Below are 16014 nucleotides of genomic sequence, written 5' to 3'. Positions count from 1 at the left end.
CAGAGCCCCGCCCACACGGTGCGGGGCGTGTGAGCGCGGCCCTTCCTGTTCGTCGTGCGAGGGCCTTGCCGGCATCCGGCGGCCGGACCCGTCGGGCTATTTCAGGCGGTCGCCGATGCGTTCGCGCAGCGAGGCCATCGTGAAGCCCCGGGGGTCGACCTTGCCCGGCTGCCATTCGAGGTGGCCGATCACCGAGCGGGCGGTCCAGGCGTGGACCCGGCACAGGGCCGCCGCCGCGCGGGTGATGGCGTCGAGCTGGACCGCGGGCCAGGGGTCCTCGCCGTCGCCGAGGTTCTCGCACTCGAAGCCGTAGAAGTGGCGGTTTCCGTCGGTGTTGGCGTGGTGGTCCGGCGGGAGCCGCTTCTCCGCGATCACCGCCGCGAGGACGTCGGAGTCGCCGAGGCCGGCGTGGTTGGCGCGGCCGTAGCCGACCAGGTGGACCCGGCCGTCCTTGGCGATCACGCCGTGGCAGAGGGGGCCCGGCAGGGCGCTGTGGCCCTCCCGGCAGAGCTGGACGGTGTACGGGGTGCCGCGGGTGACGGTGTGGTGGATCATCACCCCGTGCACCGGGCCCCACGGGCCCTTGTGGTTGCGGTTGTGGGTGCGCCAGGCGCCGACCTCGACGACGGTCAGACCCTCGTGCCGGAGTGCGTTGATGAACCGGTCCGCGGACATGGGTGCGGCCATGGCCGCCTCCTTCGTTGCGGTGCGGGACGGACACCCTGTGTATTCGTCCCATCACGCTACGGTTTAGTGGAGGCGACCCTTCCGCGGCTAGTGTTTTCGTACGGCGAGCGAGCCGATCCGGCCACGGCTCATGCGGAAGCGAGCCAGAGATCCGGGCCGAACACCTCGTAGTGGATGTCGCGGGCCGGCACGCCCTTCGCGATCAGCTGCTCGCGCACGGCCCGCATGAAGGGCAGCGGCCCGCACAGGTAGGCGTGGGTGCCGGGGGTGACGGGGACGGCCGAGAGGTCCATGAGGCCCTCGCCGTCGCCGGGCTCCGCCGCCTCCTCGTACCAGAACCGGGCGGAGGCCTCGGCCAGCTTGTGCGTCAGGGCCCGGTGGTCGGCGCGCAGCGGGTGGTCGGCGGGGGAGCGGTCGGCGTGCAGCACCGTCACCGGGGCGCCGTGCCCGGTGTCGGCCAGGTGCTCCAGCATCGAGAGCATCGGGGTGCAGCCGATCCCGGCCGAGGCGAGCAGGACCGGGGCCGTGGAGTCCCGCAGGACCAGGTCGCCGTACGGGGCCGAGACGCGCAGGGTGTCACCGGTGCGGACGCGGGCGTGCAGGTGGTGGGACACCTCGCCGTCGGGGCCCCCGGCGGCCGGGCCGTGGACCCGCTTGACGGTGATCGCGCGGACCGGGGAGCCGGGTGAGGAGGACAGGCTGTACTGGCGGATCTGGCGGGCGCCGTCCGGGAGTTCGACCTGGACCGAGACGTACTGGCCCGGCTTGAACGCGGGGGCCGGGGCACCGTCCGCGGGGGCCAGCCGGAAGGTGACGCAGTCGGCCGTCTCCTCGGTCCGGCCGGTGACGGTCCACTCGCGCCACACGTCCCCGGCGGCGACCTGCCGCTCGGCGTACAGGCGCTCCTCGATGGCGACGAGGGCGCCCGCCATCAGCCAGTAGACCTCGTCCCAGGCTTCGGCCACCTCGGGGGTGACGGCCTCGCCGAGGATCTCCGCGATGGCCGCGAAGAGGTGCTCGTGGACGACCGCGTACTGCTCCCGGGTGACGCCGAGGCTGGCGTGCTTGTGGGCGATGCGGCCGAGCATCACGTCGGGGCGGGTGTCCGGGTGCTCCACGAGGTGGACCGCGAAGGCGGCGACGGATCCGGCGAGCGCCTGCTTCTGGAGGCCGGCGTTCTGGTTGCCCCGGTTGAAGAGGTCGCGGATCAGCTCGGGGTGCGCCGCGAAGAGCTTGGTGTAGAAGCGCTCGGTGATCTCGCCTATCGCCGCTCCCACGGCGGGCAGGGTGGCTCGTACGGTCGCGGTCGACTTCTCGGAAAGCATCGTGGCTCCTCGCGTGCGCTCTTGCTCGTGCTGTTGTTCGTGCCGGTGTGAATTGGCATCTGAGATGCGCATTTATGGTCGCGGAAAAGTGCGGCCGGAGGTGGCGTGAGACCGTACGGACTTCTGTTCGAGGTCCTGGTGGGGCCGGGCCTCGCGGGTCGCCGGGCGGTGGGAACCGGCCATCCGGCCGGGGTGGTCAGGGTCCGTCGGCCCCTGTCGGGGCCCGGCCGGAAATGCCCAGCAGGAGCGGTCCCGTGGGAGCCGCCACCAGGTCGTTCACCGTCAGCGGCTCCAGTGCGGCGAAGAAGGCCTCCTGGGCCCTGCGCAGGGCCCCGCGCAGCAGGCAGGCGCCGCGCAGCGGGCAGGGCGTGGTGCCGTCGCAGTCCACCACGTCGCCCGCGCCCTCCAGCTCGCGCACCACCCCGCCCACCGAGGCGGCCCGGCCCGCGGAGGTCAGGGCGAGCCCGCCGCCGCGGCCGCGCCGTGCCTCGACCAGCCCGAGGTGCTGCAGCCTGGCGACCACCTTGGCCGTGTGGGTGTACGGGACCTCCATGGTCGCCGCCACGTCGCGGGTGGTCGGGAGCTCGCTCTCCTCGACCGCCAGGCGCATCAGGACGCGCAGGGCCAGGTCGGTGAATCGGGTCAGCCGCATGGGGTCACCGTAGGAAAAGTTGCATCTTCACTGCAAGTTAACGGGGCGCAGGTGCGGGGCGGCCTGGCCGAAAACGATGGGGTGCGAGGGGCGCCCGAGATGCCTGAGGGAGGAGGGAGGCCCGAAAGGGTGCCCCGCCCCCGGACGGAGTAGTCCCACCCTTTTGTGTAATGGTCCCATCACGTTCTGTACTGAAAGGCTGATCCCGCAGATCCATGGAGTGATCGAAAGGGAAACACATGTCGGTCCAGGCGGGTTCCGAACCCGAGGCCCAGGCACCACAGCGCAGTCTCGGGACGACGGCCGCGCGGAACTTGGCCACCACGACCAAGTCCGCACCGCAGATGCAGGAGATCACCTCCCGGTGGCTCCTGAAGATGCTGCCGTGGGTCTCGGTACAGGGCGGCACGTACCGCGTGAACCGCCGGCTGAGCTACTCGGTCGGCAACGGCGTCGTCGAGTTCATCAAGACCGGCACCCAGGTCCAGGTGATCCCCGCCGAGCTGGGCGAGCTCCCGCTGCTGCGCGACTACGAGGACCTCGACGTCCTCGGTGAACTGGCCCAGCGCTGCCGGCAGATCGACTTCGAGCCCGGCCAGGAGCTGACCGCCTTCGGCAGCCCCGCCGACCAGGTGTTCCTGCTCGCCCACGGCCGCGTCGACCAGATCGGCCCGGGCCCGTACGGGGACGACGCCGTCCTGCAGACCGTGGCCGACGGCGCCTACTTCGGCGAGGACGCCCTGGTCGATGAAGAATCGATTTGGGAGTACACGGCCCGCGCCGCCACCGCCGGCACCGCGCTGGTCCTGACCCGCCAGGACTTCCAGCTCCTCGCCGACCGCGTCGACTCGCTGCGCGCGCACCTGGACAACGTACGGACGCTGCCCGCTCAGCGCACCAACAAGTACGGCGAGGCCGCGATCGACCTCTCCGCCGGCCACCAGGGCGAGGCCGTCCTCCCCGGCACCTTCGTGGACTACGAGGCGCGCCCGCGCGAGTACGAACTGTCCATCGCACAAACGGTCCTGCGGGTGCACAGCCGCGTCGCGGACCTCTACAACCACCCGATGAACCAGACCGAGCAGCAGTTGCGGCTCACGGTCGAGGCGCTGCGCGAGCGCCAGGAGCACGAGATGCTCAACAACCGCGACTTCGGCCTGCTCCACAACGCCGACTACGACCAGCGCATCCAGCCGCACGACGGCGCGCCCAGCCCGGACGACATGGACCAGCTGCTGAGCATGCGGCGCGGCTCCAAGTTCTTCCTGGCCCACCCCAAGGCGATCGCCGCGTTCGGCCGCGAGTGCAACAAGCGCGGGCTCTACCCGGAGTCGGTGGAGATCGACGGCAACCGGGTGCCGTCCTGGCGCGGCGTGCCGATCTTCCCCAGCAACAAGATCCCGATCAGCGACGCCCGGACGACGTCCATCCTGTGCATGCGCACCGGCGAGGACGAGCAGGGCGTCATCGGCCTGCACCAGCCGGGCATCCCGGACGAGATCGAGCCGAGCCTGTCGGTCCGCTTCATGGGGATCAGCGAGCAGGCGATCATCTCGTACCTGGTCACCGCCTACTTCTCCGCCGCCGTGCTGGTGCCGGACGCGCTCGGCGTGCTGGAGAACGTCGAGATCGGCCGCTGGCGCTGAGTACGGTGAACGCCACCGCGACCGGTGAGGGCCAGGAGGCCGCCGCCCTCCTGGAGCGGACGAGGCGCACGGTCAACCCGGAGCTGCGCCGGACCGTCGAGAGCCTGCCCGGTGGGATGCGCCGCGTGGCGATGTACCACTTCGGCTGGGAGCACGAGGACGGCACCCCGGCCGCGGGCAACGCCGGCAAGGCCATCCGGCCGGCCCTGGTCCTCGCCGCGGCCCAGGCGCTCGCGGGGCCGGGGACGGGGCGGGACGACGAGGCCGTACGGGCCGCGGTGGCCGTGGAGCTGGCGCACAACTTCACGCTGCTGCACGACGACGTCATCGACAAGGACGTCCGGCGGCGCGGCCGCGCCACCGCCTGGACCGTCTTCGGGACACCGGACGCGGTCATCACGGGCGACGCCATGATGGCGCTCGCGCTGCGGCTGCTCGCGGAGGATCCGCATCCGGCCGCCGCGGCGGCCTCCTCCCGGCTCGCCGCGTGCGTCATCGAGCTGTGCGCCGGCCAGCAGGCCGACTGTGCCTTCGAGCAGCGGCCGGACGTCTCCCTCGACGAGTGCCTGACCATGGCGACGGCCAAGACCGGCGCCCTGCTGGGCTGCGCGTGCGCGCTCGGCGCGCTGTACGCCGGCGCCGGGCCGGACGAGGTCGACGCCATGGACGCCTTCGGACGGGAGGCCGGGCTGGCCTTCCAGCTGATCGACGACCTGATCGGCATCTGGGGGGATCCGGGCCACACCGGCAAGCCCGCGGGGGCCGACCTGATCGCCCGCAAGAAGTCCCTCCCGGTCGTGGCCGCCCTCACTTCCGGCACCGCGGCGGGGGAGGAACTGGCGACGCTGTACGCGGGCCCCATGGACGGGGACGACGTACGCGCCGCGGCGGACGCGGTGGACCGGGCGGGCGGGCGCGACTGGGCCCAGGCCCATGCCGCGGACCGGATGGGGCGGGCGGTCCAGCAGCTGTCGCGCGCCGTGCCGGACCTCGCGGCGGCGGGCGGGCTGCTGGCGCTCGCGGAGTTCGTGACGCGCCGCACGCGGTGAGGGCGCGACCGAGGCCTGTTCCGGCACGGCACGGTGCCGGAACGGGCCTTACCGCGGGTCCGCGCCAACTCTAGGATCGCTCACGGTTGTTGACGCGTGAGCGAAGGGTGTGACCAGTGGCGCTGGAGATACGTCAGGCGGATCAGTCGGACCGGGACGCGGTGGCGCGGCTGCTCGACGAGGCCTTCCGCACGGACCCGGTGAGCAGCTGGGTGTTCCCGGACCCGGCCCACCGGGCCGCGGTGCACGGGAAGTTCCTCGGCGTCTTCGTGGACGTGGCGCTGGCCGAGGGGCGGATCGACTACGCGGTGGACGGTTCGGCGGCCGCGCTGTGGCTGCGGATCCCGGCGGGCGAGCCCGAGGGGGAGGACGAGATCCCGGCACGGATGCGCGCGGTGGCCGATCCGGACAACGAGCGGTGCGAGCTGGTCGGCCGGCTGACGGGCGCGGTGCACCCGACGGCGGAGGAGCACGAGTACCTGCTGATGATCGCGGTCGCCCCGGACCGGCAGGGGCAGGGGCTGGGCGGCGAGCTGATCCGGCCGGTGCTGGAGCGCTGCGACCGCGAGGGCGTGCCGGCGTACCTGGAGGCGAGCAGCGAGCGCAGCAAGGGGCTGTACGAGCGGCTCGGGTGGGAGTTCACGGGTGAGGCGGTGCGCCTGCCGGAAGGGCCGCTGATGTGGCCGATGTGGCGCAAGCCGCGCGGATAGGCGGGGCCGGGGGAAGAGGGCGTGGGAGGGGCGGGAGGGCGGCGAATAGGGCTTGCCTTACCACTTTAGGTGAAGTACTTTCGCTGCCGTGCCACCGGTGTGGGGGTGCGGTCGAACGGAAGAGAATCGCTTGCGCAAGCTCACGTACTTCATCGCCACGTCGGTCGACGGCTTCATCGGGGCCCCGGACGGCGACGGCGATTTCTTCTACTCCCACGTCGACGCCGAGTTCGTCGAACACCTCAAGGCCGAGTACCCGGAGACCATCGCGGCCCAGGGGCGCGCCGCCCTCGGGATCGCCGACGCCGAGCCGAAGCGCTTCGACGCGGTCCTCATGGGCCGCAACACCTACGAGCCGGGCCTCAAGGCGGGCATGACCAGCCCCTACGGCCACCTGCCCGGGCAGTACGTCGTCTCGCGCTCCCTCACCACCTCGCCGGACCCCGAGGTCGAGCTGATCTCCGGGGACGTCGCGGCCCGGGTCCGCGAACTCAAGGCCCGGGACGGGCTCGGCATCTGGCTCTGCGGCGGCGCCGACCTCGCCGGCCGGCTGATCGACGAGATCGACGAGTTCATCGTCAAGACCTACCCCGTCTTCCTGGGGACCGGCATGCCGATGTCACGGGCCGGATTCGGGGTGCGCCCCCTGGAGCTGACCGGGGCCAAGATCCTCGGCGGCGGCCAGACGATCACCTCGTACGCCGTCAAGCGCTGAGCCGGCCGGCCACCGGGTCCGAGGCCCCCGAAACGCGCCGAACCGGCCTACCGTGGAGGTATGGCCGGTGAACAGCAGCAGCGCGCACACGAGACGGTCGCCCCGCAGGCCGGGCACGAACAGCAGACGTGCCCGGCGTGCGGGCGCCTCGTCGACACGGTGGTCAGACGGCGCAAGTCCCTCGGGATCTTCATTCCGGTGTGGGGCCGGGGCCCCTGCCGGAACCCGGGATGCCCCGCTTACGCGGACCCCGAGGAGCGGTGACTCAGCCCTTGGCCGCGAGTTCCTTCGCGCCCAGGCCCGAGGCGAAGCCGTTGGCCCAGAGCTGGTTGACGCGCGCCCGCTCGGCGGAGTTCGGGGTGGCGTTCTGGCACGAGGTGCCCGGTCCGCCGCCCGACATCAGCTCGGAACACGGACCCGAGTAGTGGTCCGGGAGGCCCAGCACGTGGCCGGTCTCGTGCGCGGTCACGCGGGTGGAGTTGTACTGCTGGTTCTGCCGGTAGTCCAGGAAGATGTAGCCGCGGCCGTGCCCGTCCGTGCTCGCGTACGAGCCGCGGGAGTCGTTGCCCTCGCGGTACGAGAAGTTCCCGCCGGAGGAGACCTCCTGGAGCTTGACGTTGCTCACCGAGCTGTTCCAGATCTGCGTGGAGCGGGCTATCTGGGTGCGGAAGCTGGGCGCGCTGCGGGTGTTGTACGTGACGGTCACGGCCAGGACGCCGGGGTTCGCGGCGCGCTGCTCGGCGACCGAGCGCTGCACGGCCTCGAAGAAGGCGCGGTTGGCGGCCTCGTTCTCCGGTGAGCCCGCGTACGCGGCATAGCCGGCGGCATCGCCGACGGGGGCGGGAGCGGCGCTGGCGGTGGGGGTGACACCGAGGGCGGCGGCGAGGCCGAGGCCGACGGTCGTGGCCAGAACGGCCTTACGGGAGTGGCGCATGTGGGGGAGCTCCTACTCGTCCGGTGCGGTGGGGGGTGGGTCGTTCGGTACCGGAGTCTGCGGGAGCGCCGTGGTCCGGCGGATGATGTCACTGCCCGATAGCGCCGGCCTATCGGGAAGATTTCGACAGCCCAACTAGCGTGAGAATGGCGGGATTCGGGGGGCTATCAGTGGCTGGTGCGGTCCACCGCGACCGGCCTACTCTCGGGTCATGGAGCTTGAGGTCAGGCACCTGCGCGCGCTGTGCGCCATCGCCGACGCCGGCAGTCTGCACAAGGCCGCCCGGCAACTCGGCGTGAGCCAGCCCTCCTTGACGACCCAGCTGCGCCGCATCGAACGGGCCCTGGACGGCGAGCTGTTCCTGCGCGAGCGGACCGGCTGCCGGCCCACCCCCTTCGGCCGGACCGTCCTCGGCCGGGCGCGGCCGTTGCTCGCCGAGATGGCCGCGCTGGTGGCCGAGGCCCGGGCGCAGGCCCGGGGCCCGCGGCTGAACATCGGCTCCACGGCCAGCCGGGCGCTTCCGGGATGGCTGCGGCGGCTGCACCGGCGGATGCCGGACACCGACACCTCGCTGGTGGTGGACGTCTCCGCCAACGCGCTGCTGCGGATGGTGGCCTCGGGGCAGCTGGACGTGGCGTTCGTGCACGAGGTGGAGGGCAGCCCGCTGCGGGTGCCGGCCGGTCTGCAGCTGCACGTGCTGATGGAGCGGGAGCCGCAGTTCGTGTCGATGTCCCCGGACCATCCGGCCGCCGGGCAGGCGGTCGTCTCCTTACAGGACCTGGCGGCCGACCGCTGGATGGTCGACCCCTCGGTCGACGGCGAGTGGGACGGGCTGCGGCGGGTCTTCGCGGGGGCCGGGCTCGATCCGCCGGTGCTGCACGCCGACTACCACACGGCGACCTCGCTGATCATCTCCGGTGAGGCGGTCGCGCCCTGCCAGCCCACGTCCGGGCCCCGCGACGACATGGCGATCCGGCCGCTGTCGGGGGACCCCCTCGCCGTACGGCTGCTGCTGGCGACCCGGCCCGGCGCGCACGCGGAGGTCTACGAGGACCTCCGCGCCGCCTATCGCGAGGCGGCCCTGCGCACGCCCCCGTACCGCGCCTGGCTCCACCACCACGCGAGCCCCCTGCTGGCGGCCTGACGGCCCACCGGGGCCCGCCCCCCTGACCCGCGCCGAACGCCGGCGGGGCCGGATCCCCCGGCCCCGCCGGCGTTTCGGCATGCCCGCGCACAGGCTTGACTTCCCTTGACCGCGATATATCGTGTTCTCAGAAGACGCGATATGTTGCGTGCGTCGAGCCCGGTCCGTGAACGCACGAGGAGGATCAGCACCATGGCAGAGCAGTCGTCCCGGCCGTCGCCTTCGCAGTCGACCTGGCACGTCGCCGAACCGCGGAAGGTCACCTTCGAAACGCCGGTGACCGAGCTCCGCGTACGCGTCGTCAGCGGCACGGTGAACGTGGTCGCCGCCGAGGAGGGCCCGGCCCGCCTGGAGGTGACCGAGGTCGACGGACCGCCGCTGTACGTGGTGCAGGACGGCGGCACCCTCACCGTCTCCTACGAGGACGTGCCCTGGAACGGCTCCCAGGGCTTCAAGCAGTGGTTCGAGTCCAAGCCCTGGAAGGCGTGGTCCGGTTCCGCCGCCGGCCGCAAGGCCTGGGAGCGCAGCGCCGCGATCACCCTCACCGTCCCCGCGGCCACCCGGGTGCAGGTGGCCGCGGTCGACGCCACCGCGTTCGTCTCCGGCATCTCCGGCGGCACGGAGGTCAACGAGGTCTCCGGCGATGCCACGCTGGTCGGGCTCTCCGGCCGGGTCAAGGCGCACAGCGTCTCCGGCAGCGTCGAGGCCCAGTCGGTCACCGGCGACCTCCGCTTCCACTCCGTGTCCGGCGGCCTCACGGTCGTCGACGGCGAGGGCGTGAGCGTACGGGCCGACTCGGTCAGCGGCGACATGCTTCTCGACCTGGACCTCGACCCGGCGGCCGCGCGCCCCGTGGACATCGCGCTCAACTCCGTCTCCGGGCAGGTCGCGATCCGCCTCCCGCACCCCGCCGACGCCCGCGTGGAGGCCAACACCGCCACCGGCGGCGTCTCCAACGCCTTTGAGGACCTGCGGGTCTCCGGCCAGCTGGGCGCCAAGCGGATCACCGGCACGCTCGGCTCCGGCACCGGCACCCTGCGGGCCACCACCGTCTCCGGCGGCATCGCGCTGCTGCGCCGCCCGCCGTCCGACGCCGATGCCCCCGCGCCCGCCGCCGCTCCCCCCGCGCTCGACAAGAAGGTGCTCTGACATGCCGCCCGTCTTCGCCCACGGCCGCCTCCGCCTCTACCTCCTCAAGCTGCTGGACGAGGCCCCGCGCCACGGGTACGAGGTGATCCGCCTGCTGGAGGAGCGCTTCCAGGGCCTGTACGCCCCCTCCGCGGGCACCGTGTACCCGCGGCTGGCCAAGCTGGAGGCCGAGGGCCTCGTCACGTACGCCACCGAGGGCGGGCGCAAGGTGTACTCCATCACCGAGGCGGGGCGCGCCGAGCTGGCCGACCGCGGCGGTGAACTCGCCGACCTGGAGCTGGAGATCCGCGACTCGGTCACCGAACTGGCCGCGGAGATCCGCAGCGACGTCCGCGGCGCGGCGGGTGACCTGCGGCGCGAGCTGCGGGAGGCGGCCTCCGCGTCCGCGACCCAGGTCGAGGACGAGTCCTGGAAGGCGGCCAAGGAGGAGCTGCGCAAAGCGAGGCAGGAGTGGAAGGAACAGGCGCGGCGGGCCAAGGACGAGAGCCGCCGGGCCCGCGAGGAGGCCCAGCAGGCCCGCCGCCAGGCCAAGGAGGCGCAGGAGCGGGCCCGCGAGGAGGTCCAGCGCATAGCGGTGCAGCTGCAGGAACAGTTCGCCAAGTCCGGTGGGGTGCTGGGGAGTCTGGCGGGTGCGTGGCTGGGCGGCGGGGCGTCGTCGGCCGGGCCGACGGCTCCGGCGGCCGGTGCGGATGTGGATGCGGATGCGGATGCGGACGCTCGTGTGGGCTGGGCCGAGGATCTGGTGCCCAGCGGTGACCCGGCGCGGGATCTGGACCGGCTGCTGGACCGCTTCCGCGACGAGGTGCGGGACGCTGCGCGGGACCACGGGGTGAGTGCGGCGCAGGTGGCCGAGGCGCGGGTGGGGCTGGCGGCGGCCGTCGCCCGGCTGAGGGCGACGCTGCGGGCCGGCTAGGGGCCTCGGCCGCGCCGCCGTAGCGGGGACTCCGCCCCGGCGCCTCAAACGCCGGCGGGGCTCAAAGATCGGGGCTCCGCCCCGGACCCCGCGCCTCAAACGCCGGCGGGGCTGGAGGGTGCGGCGGGGCTCAAAGATCGGGGCTCCGCCCCGGACCCCGCGCCTCAAACGCCGGCGGGGCTGGAAGGTGCGGTGGGGCTCAACGATCGGGGCTCCGCCCCGGACCCCGCGCCTCAAACGCCGGCGAGGCTGAAGGGTGCGGCGGGGCTGGGTGGTGCGGTGGGGCTGGAGATCGGGGCTGCGCCTCGAGCCCCGCGCCTCAAGTGGCGGCGGGGCCGGAGGGGTCAGGCGGCCAGGGTGGTTTCGGCTGTGGTGTAGGTGATGCCGTGGTCCGTCAGGACCTCGGAGACCGTGCCGGGGCGGGAGAGCAGGGCCAGCAGCAGGTGCAGGGTGCCGATGTGGTTGTCCTTGCGGCCCAGGGCGACGCGGAGGGACTGTTCCAGGACCTTCTTCGATCCCTCGGTGAAGGGCACGCGGTAGCTGCCGGCGCGGTCGTCGTCCGGCTCGTCGCGGCCCAGGGCCGAGCGGAGTGAGGCGCGCAGGGTCCGCCTGCGCGGCGCGGGGGCCGCGAGCGCGCCCTCGCCATGGGTCTCCTCGATGCGGGAGACGATCTCGGTGAGGTCGATGCCCAGTCCGGCCAGCGCCTCCTCGTCGGCCCGGGACATGCCGCCCCGGCGGCGGGCCGCCGCCAGATCGGCGGCCACCCTCGCGCGGTCGACGCCCAGCCGGTCCAGGGCCCCCAGCTCCAGCAGGGAGAGCAGCAGGTGCTCCTCGGTCACGGTGGCGGCCCCGGCCCGCCGGGCCTCGGTCATCGCCCCCGTCACGGTGTTCCGGGCGTCGGTCGTGAAGCGTTCGAACATCAAAGCCTCCCGTACTTCTTGTGCACGGCCTGCCGGCTCACGCCCAGCTCGGCCGCGATCTCCTGCCAGGACCACCCCTGCGCGCGGGCACTGCGTACCTGTACGGCCTCCAGCTGCTCCAGCAGCCTCCGGAGGGCGGCCACGGCACGCAGGCCCACACGCGGATCGCGGTCACCGGCCCGCTCGGCGAGATCGGTTGCTTCCGTCATGATGTCAATTTAGGTTGACGCGGGAGGGGTTGTCAACCTTCATTGACACATCCGGGCCTACGGGTTGAGGACGATCTTCCCGAAGAGGTCGCCCGCCGCGAGCTTCTCGAAGCCCTCGCGCGCCCGGTCCAGCGGCAGCACCTCGTCGATGACCGGCCGGAGCCCGGTCGTCGCGCAGAACGACAGCAGGTCCTCCAGCTCGTCCTTCGAGCCCATCGTGGAGCCGACCACCTTCAGTTCCAGGAAGAAGATCCGGGTCAGCTCGGCGTGTGCCGGACGGTCGCCGCTCGTGGCACCGGAGATCACCAGGGTGCCGCCGGGACGCAGGGACTTCACCGAGTGGGACCAGGTGGCCGCGCCCACCGTCTCGATCACCGCGTCCACCCGCTGCGGCAGCCGCGCGCCCGGCTCGTACGCCTCCACCGCGCCCAGCTCCACGGCCCGCTTGCGCTTGGCCTCGTCCCGGCTGGTGGCGAAGACCCGCAGGCCGGCCGCCTTGCCGAGGGCGATGGCGGCGGTCGCGACCCCGCCGCCGGCGCCCTGGACGAGTACGGAGTCCCCGGGGCGGACCCCGGCGTTGGTGAACAGCATCCGGTACGCCGTCAGCCAGGCCGTCGGCAGGCAGGCGGCCTCCTCGAAGGTCAGCTCGGCGGGCTTGCGCAGGACGTTCCACGCGGGGACGGTCACCTGCTCGGCGAAGGTCCCCTGGTAGCGCTCGGTCAGGATCGAGCGGGGCTCGTCGGGGCCGACCCCGTGGCCGCTCTGGCCGATCACGGAGTGCAGGACGACCTCGTTGCCGTCCTGGTCGATCCCGGCGGCGTCGCAGCCGAGGATCATCGGCAGTCTTTCCTCGCCGAGACCCACCCCGCGCAGCGACCACAGGTCGTGGTGGTTGAGGGAGGCGGCCTTGACGTTCACGGTCACCCAGCCGGGCCGGGCCTCCGGTGCCGGGCGGTCGCCCAGTACGAGGCCGTTCAGCGGCTGGTCACGGTCGATTCGGGCGGCGTAGGCAGCGAACATGCCGCGACGCTACCGCTCGGTAGGGCCGTGTTCCAGCCCCTCGCGAAACGCCCGCCTGAGGCCTTCGTCTCAGCCGCCCCGCCGCCGCCCGCCGCTCCCGGCCCGGAGGCGCACCGCGCCGAGCAGGAGTGGAGGCCCGCCCGGGGCCGCACCGTGCGAGCGGCGCGGCACAAGGCGAGGGCCCGGCCGGAAGGATCCGGCCGGGCCCTCGCCCGTGCAGCTGCTCGCGCGGCGGTCAGGCCAGGCGGGCCACGCCGTCGGCCTTCGCCGCGGCGGCGACGGCCGTGGCGACGGCCTCCGCGACGCGCTCGTCGAAGGGCGACGGGATCACGTAGTCGGCGGCGAGCTCGTCACCCACGACACCGGCGATGGCGTCGGCGGCGGCGATCTTCATGCCCTCGGTGATCCGGGTGGCCCGGACCTTGAGGGCGCCCTGGAAGATGCCCGGGAACGCCAGCACGTTGTTGATCTGGTTCGGGAAGTCCGAGCGGCCCGTGGCCACGACCGCCGCGTACTTGTGCGCGACGTCCGGGTGGACCTCCGGGTTCGGGTTGGCCATGGCGAAGACGAAGGCGTCCTTCGCCATCGAGGCCACCGCCTCCTCCGGGACCGTACCGCCGGAGACGCCGATGAAGACGTCCGCGCCCGCGAGGGCCTGCTCCAGCGAACCGGTTTGGCCGGTCTTGTTGGTCAGGCTCGCGATCTCCGCCTTGACGTCCGTCAGGTCGGAGCGGTCCGCCGACACGACGCCCTTGCGGTCGGTGACGCAGACGTCGCCGATGCCCGCGTCCACCAGGATCTTGGCGATGGCGATGCCCGCCGCGCCCGCGCCCGAGATGACGGCGCGCAGGTCGCCGAGGGTGCGACCCGTGAGCTTCGCGGCGTTGCGCAGTGCGGCCAGCGTCACGATGGCCGTGCCGTGCTGGTCGTCGTGGAAGATCGGGATGTCCAGCGCCTCCTGGAGGCGCCGCTCGATCTCGAAGCAGCGGGGGGCCGAGATGTCCTCCAGGTTGACCCCGCCGAAGGACGGGGCGAGGCGGATGACCGTCTCGATGATCTCGTCCGTGTCCTTGGTGGCGAGCGCGATCGGAACCGCGTCCACACCACCGAACTGCTTGAAGAGAATGGCCTTGCCCTCCATGACGGGGAGGGAGGCCTCGGGGCCGATGTCACCGAGTCCGAGCACGGCCGTTCCGTCGGTGACGACGGCGACCACGTTGGACTTCCAGGTGTACTCGTTCACCAGCTCCGGCTGCTCGGCGATGGCGCTGCACACCTTCGCCACGCCGGGCGTGTACGCGAGGGACAGGTCGTCCTTGTTGGTGACCGGCACCGTGGCCTGGATGGCCATCTTGCCGCCCCGGTGCAGCGCGAACACCGCGTCCGGGTTGTTGTCCGTGACGCTGTCGCTGCGAGGGTTGATGATCTCCGCTGCCACTGTGTGTGACCCCTTAAGTCCTTTGAATCGTTGAGGGTGGCCACTCCTGGTTAAGGGGTGGGCGGGCACCGCGTCCGTACTCCGCATCGACGGTTGGCCCGTCTCCGCGGAGGGGAGGTTCGTACGCGCGGGCGCGCCGCACGCGCGCCCTGAGCCCCGGATGAGGGGTGTAAGGATCTGTTCTACCCGAAGAACGCTCGCCCAGACGAGTCGATTCCCGCTCAATCGTAGGTCGGTTGCCCCGCTTTTGGCGAAAAGTCCAAACCTTGTTGTCCGGCAGACGAGACGCTCCGTAGAAACTGCGGTGAAAAGGCCAGGTCACGGCAGGTTCTGCGGTCTCGAACGCCCATGTCCGCAGTCCTGTTGGGCTACCCCCACCGCCCGTTATGCGATTTTGACCTGACGGGCACCCTGAATGTCTCAGTCCGAATGGCAAGATGCCGTAATCACACGAGGTCGCGACACTCGATGGTGCGTGTCCGACCGTTTTTCGATGCTTTTCCACCACTGCCGGAGGAACCAAGCCATGACCGCTAGCACCACCCGTCGTACGACCGCCGCACGGTCCCGGATCGCCGCGGTCGGCGCGATCGCGGTCGCCGGCGCCCTGATCCTCACCGGTTGTGGTGACCAGACCGACAAGGCCTCCACCAGCCCGTCCGGTGCGGCGAACAGCAGCGCTCCGCTCTTCTCGAAGCTCCCCAAGAAGATCCAGGACGCCGGTGTCATCAAGGTCGGCACGGACGCGACCTACGCGCCCATGGAGTTCACCGAGGGTGGCAAGATCGTCGGCGTCGACCCCGACGTCGCGGCGGCCCTGAGCAAGCAGCTCGGCGTGCAGTTCAAGTTCGAGTCCGGCACCTTCGACACCCTCATCGGCAGCATGCAGACGGGTCGCAGCGACCTGGTCATGTCCTCGCTGACCGACACCAAGGCCCGTCAGGAGGGCCTGGACGACAAGGGCGCCAAGACCGGTGCCGGTGTCGACTTCGTCGACTACTTCTCCGCCTCGACCGGCATCCTGGTCAAGAAGGGCAACCCCCAGGGCATCAAGACCCTCGACGACCTGTGCGGCAAGACGGTCGCCGTGCAGCGCGGCACCACGTACGAGGAGTCCGCCAAGACCCAGGCCGAGAAGTGCAAGACGGACGGCAAGGGCGAGCTCAAGATCGAGTCCTTCCCGACCGACGCCGAGGCCCAGACCCGAGTGAAGGCCGGCGGCGCCGCCGCGGACCTGAACGACTCCCCGGTCGCCGCGTACATCGCGCAGACCGCCGGCGGCGGCAACGACTTCGAGGCCATCGCCAACCCGACCGACGCCGGCCTCTTCGGCATCGCGGTGGACAAGAAGAACACCGAGCTGCGCGACGCGCTCAAGGAAGCCCTCGACGCGGTCATCAAGGACGGCACCTACAAGGCTGCCCTCGACAAGTGGAACGCGGGCTCCGGCGCCGTGACCGAGGCCAAGATCAACGCCGGTTCCTGACCTCCGCGTACCACCGC

General features: G+C 72.0%; 17 protein-coding genes. 9 read left to right on the top strand and 8 right to left on the bottom strand.

The window, feature by feature from the left end; all coding sequences use genetic code 11:
- Positions 1–96: 96 nt before the first annotated feature.
- The 3 genes from ACZ6JT_RS16055 to ACZ6JT_RS16045 all read right to left on the bottom strand — a co-directional run bounded on the left by ACZ6JT_RS16055 (position 97) and on the right by ACZ6JT_RS16045 (position 2664).
- Complete coding sequence (locus ACZ6JT_RS16055; RefSeq protein ID WP_469210286.1) at positions 97–687, bottom strand: N-acetylmuramoyl-L-alanine amidase; 591 nt, start codon at positions 685–687, stop codon at positions 97–99.
- Between the two features lie 128 nt (positions 688–815).
- Positions 816–2012 carry a globin domain-containing protein gene (locus ACZ6JT_RS16050; RefSeq protein ID WP_469210284.1) on the bottom strand — a complete coding sequence of 399 codons (1197 nt, stop codon included), beginning with the start codon at positions 2010–2012 and terminating at the stop codon, positions 816–818.
- Positions 2013–2208: 196 nt separating this feature from the next.
- Positions 2209–2664, bottom strand: a complete 456-nt coding sequence (locus tag ACZ6JT_RS16045; RefSeq protein WP_469210282.1) for an RrF2 family transcriptional regulator — start codon at positions 2662–2664, stop codon at positions 2209–2211.
- A gap of 239 nt (positions 2665–2903) precedes the next feature.
- Here ACZ6JT_RS16045 and ACZ6JT_RS16040 point away from each other — a divergent pair, with 239 nt between their 5' ends.
- The 5 genes from ACZ6JT_RS16040 to ACZ6JT_RS16020 all read left to right on the top strand — a co-directional run bounded on the left by ACZ6JT_RS16040 (position 2904) and on the right by ACZ6JT_RS16020 (position 7048).
- Positions 2904–4310, top strand: a complete 1407-nt coding sequence (locus ACZ6JT_RS16040; RefSeq protein WP_469210280.1) for a family 2B encapsulin nanocompartment shell protein — start codon at positions 2904–2906, stop codon at positions 4308–4310.
- A complete protein-coding gene (locus tag ACZ6JT_RS16035) occupies positions 4307–5359 on the top strand; it encodes a family 2 encapsulin nanocompartment cargo protein polyprenyl transferase (protein WP_469210720.1) in 1053 nt (350 codons plus the stop codon). The genes ACZ6JT_RS16040 and ACZ6JT_RS16035 overlap by 4 nt, the downstream gene beginning before the upstream one ends.
- Before the next feature lie 116 nt (positions 5360–5475).
- Positions 5476–6069, top strand: a complete 594-nt coding sequence (locus tag ACZ6JT_RS16030) for a GNAT family N-acetyltransferase (RefSeq protein ID WP_469210278.1) — start codon at positions 5476–5478, stop codon at positions 6067–6069.
- 130 nt (positions 6070–6199) lie between these two features.
- Positions 6200–6784 carry a dihydrofolate reductase family protein gene (locus tag ACZ6JT_RS16025; RefSeq protein ID WP_469210275.1) on the top strand — a complete coding sequence of 195 codons (585 nt, stop codon included), beginning with the start codon at positions 6200–6202 and terminating at the stop codon, positions 6782–6784.
- Between the two features lie 60 nt (positions 6785–6844).
- A complete protein-coding gene (locus ACZ6JT_RS16020; RefSeq protein ID WP_037805701.1) occupies positions 6845–7048 on the top strand; it encodes a hypothetical protein in 204 nt (67 codons plus the stop codon).
- Position 7049: 1 nt separating this feature from the next.
- On the opposite strand, the gene snpA is transcribed toward ACZ6JT_RS16020, so the two are convergent.
- Complete coding sequence (gene snpA / locus ACZ6JT_RS16015) at positions 7050–7718, bottom strand: snapalysin (protein WP_469210273.1); 669 nt, start codon at positions 7716–7718, stop codon at positions 7050–7052.
- A 211-nt stretch (positions 7719–7929) separates the two neighbouring features.
- Between snpA and ACZ6JT_RS16010 the strand changes: the two genes are divergently transcribed.
- The 3 genes from ACZ6JT_RS16010 (at position 7930) to ACZ6JT_RS16000 (ending at position 10924) form a co-directional block, all read left to right on the top strand.
- Entirely contained in the window at positions 7930–8862 is a 933-nt protein-coding gene (locus ACZ6JT_RS16010; RefSeq protein ID WP_469210271.1) for a LysR family transcriptional regulator, read from the top strand.
- A gap of 192 nt (positions 8863–9054) precedes the next feature.
- Positions 9055–10011, top strand: a complete 957-nt coding sequence (locus ACZ6JT_RS16005; RefSeq protein WP_469210268.1) for a DUF4097 family beta strand repeat-containing protein — start codon at positions 9055–9057, stop codon at positions 10009–10011.
- Position 10012: 1 nt separating this feature from the next.
- Positions 10013–10924 carry a PadR family transcriptional regulator gene (locus ACZ6JT_RS16000; RefSeq protein WP_469210266.1) on the top strand — a complete coding sequence of 304 codons (912 nt, stop codon included), beginning with the start codon at positions 10013–10015 and terminating at the stop codon, positions 10922–10924.
- A gap of 344 nt (positions 10925–11268) precedes the next feature.
- Here the strand turns inward: ACZ6JT_RS16000 and ACZ6JT_RS15995 are convergent, their stop codons facing one another.
- The 4 genes from ACZ6JT_RS15995 to ACZ6JT_RS15980 all read right to left on the bottom strand — a co-directional run bounded on the left by ACZ6JT_RS15995 (position 11269) and on the right by ACZ6JT_RS15980 (position 14511).
- Complete coding sequence (locus ACZ6JT_RS15995; protein ID WP_469210264.1) at positions 11269–11844, bottom strand: Clp protease N-terminal domain-containing protein; 576 nt, start codon at positions 11842–11844, stop codon at positions 11269–11271.
- Positions 11844–12053, bottom strand: a complete 210-nt coding sequence (locus tag ACZ6JT_RS15990; protein WP_030013034.1) for a helix-turn-helix domain-containing protein — start codon at positions 12051–12053, stop codon at positions 11844–11846. The genes ACZ6JT_RS15995 and ACZ6JT_RS15990 overlap by 1 nt, the downstream gene beginning before the upstream one ends.
- Before the next feature lie 57 nt (positions 12054–12110).
- Complete coding sequence (locus ACZ6JT_RS15985; RefSeq protein WP_361753081.1) at positions 12111–13073, bottom strand: zinc-binding dehydrogenase; 963 nt, start codon at positions 13071–13073, stop codon at positions 12111–12113.
- Positions 13074–13308: 235 nt separating this feature from the next.
- Positions 13309–14511 carry an NAD(P)-dependent malic enzyme gene (locus ACZ6JT_RS15980; protein WP_469210261.1) on the bottom strand — a complete coding sequence of 401 codons (1203 nt, stop codon included), beginning with the start codon at positions 14509–14511 and terminating at the stop codon, positions 13309–13311.
- Between the two features lie 526 nt (positions 14512–15037).
- Between ACZ6JT_RS15980 and ACZ6JT_RS15975 the strand changes: the two genes are divergently transcribed.
- Positions 15038–15997 (top strand): ABC transporter substrate-binding protein, encoded by a 960-nt coding sequence (locus ACZ6JT_RS15975; RefSeq protein WP_365475083.1) that lies wholly within the window; start codon positions 15038–15040, stop codon positions 15995–15997.
- Positions 15998–16014: the final 17 nt, after the last annotated feature.

The organism is Streptomyces sp. NPDC046308, assembly GCF_055588065.1.
This window is presented reverse-complemented; position numbering and strand designations above follow the sequence as displayed.

What these genes read in the sequence shown, in the direction of transcription:
- ACZ6JT_RS16010 (WP_469210271.1), top strand. Translation starts at nt 7,930, where the DNA reads ATGGAGCTTGAGGTCAGGCACCTGCGCGCGCTGTGCGCCATCGCCGAC.
- ACZ6JT_RS16045 (WP_469210282.1), bottom strand. Translation starts at nt 2,664, where the DNA reads ATGCGGCTGACCCGATTCACCGACCTGGCCCTGCGCGTCCTGATGCGC.
- ACZ6JT_RS15985 (WP_361753081.1), bottom strand. Translation starts at nt 13,073, where the DNA reads ATGTTCGCTGCCTACGCCGCCCGAATCGACCGTGACCAGCCGCTGAAC.
- ACZ6JT_RS16055 (WP_469210286.1), bottom strand. Translation starts at nt 687, where the DNA reads ATGGCCGCACCCATGTCCGCGGACCGGTTCATCAACGCACTCCGGCAC.
- ACZ6JT_RS16020 (WP_037805701.1), top strand. Translation starts at nt 6,845, where the DNA reads ATGGCCGGTGAACAGCAGCAGCGCGCACACGAGACGGTCGCCCCGCAG.
- ACZ6JT_RS16000 (WP_469210266.1), top strand. Translation starts at nt 10,013, where the DNA reads ATGCCGCCCGTCTTCGCCCACGGCCGCCTCCGCCTCTACCTCCTCAAG.
- ACZ6JT_RS16040 (WP_469210280.1), top strand. Translation starts at nt 2,904, where the DNA reads ATGTCGGTCCAGGCGGGTTCCGAACCCGAGGCCCAGGCACCACAGCGC.
- ACZ6JT_RS15990 (WP_030013034.1), bottom strand. Translation starts at nt 12,053, where the DNA reads ATGACGGAAGCAACCGATCTCGCCGAGCGGGCCGGTGACCGCGATCCG.
- ACZ6JT_RS16005 (WP_469210268.1), top strand. Translation starts at nt 9,055, where the DNA reads ATGGCAGAGCAGTCGTCCCGGCCGTCGCCTTCGCAGTCGACCTGGCAC.
- ACZ6JT_RS16050 (WP_469210284.1), bottom strand. Translation starts at nt 2,012, where the DNA reads ATGCTTTCCGAGAAGTCGACCGCGACCGTACGAGCCACCCTGCCCGCC.
- ACZ6JT_RS15975 (WP_365475083.1), top strand. Translation starts at nt 15,038, where the DNA reads ATGACCGCTAGCACCACCCGTCGTACGACCGCCGCACGGTCCCGGATC.
- snpA (WP_469210273.1), bottom strand. Translation starts at nt 7,718, where the DNA reads ATGCGCCACTCCCGTAAGGCCGTTCTGGCCACGACCGTCGGCCTCGGC.
- ACZ6JT_RS15995 (WP_469210264.1), bottom strand. Translation starts at nt 11,844, where the DNA reads ATGTTCGAACGCTTCACGACCGACGCCCGGAACACCGTGACGGGGGCG.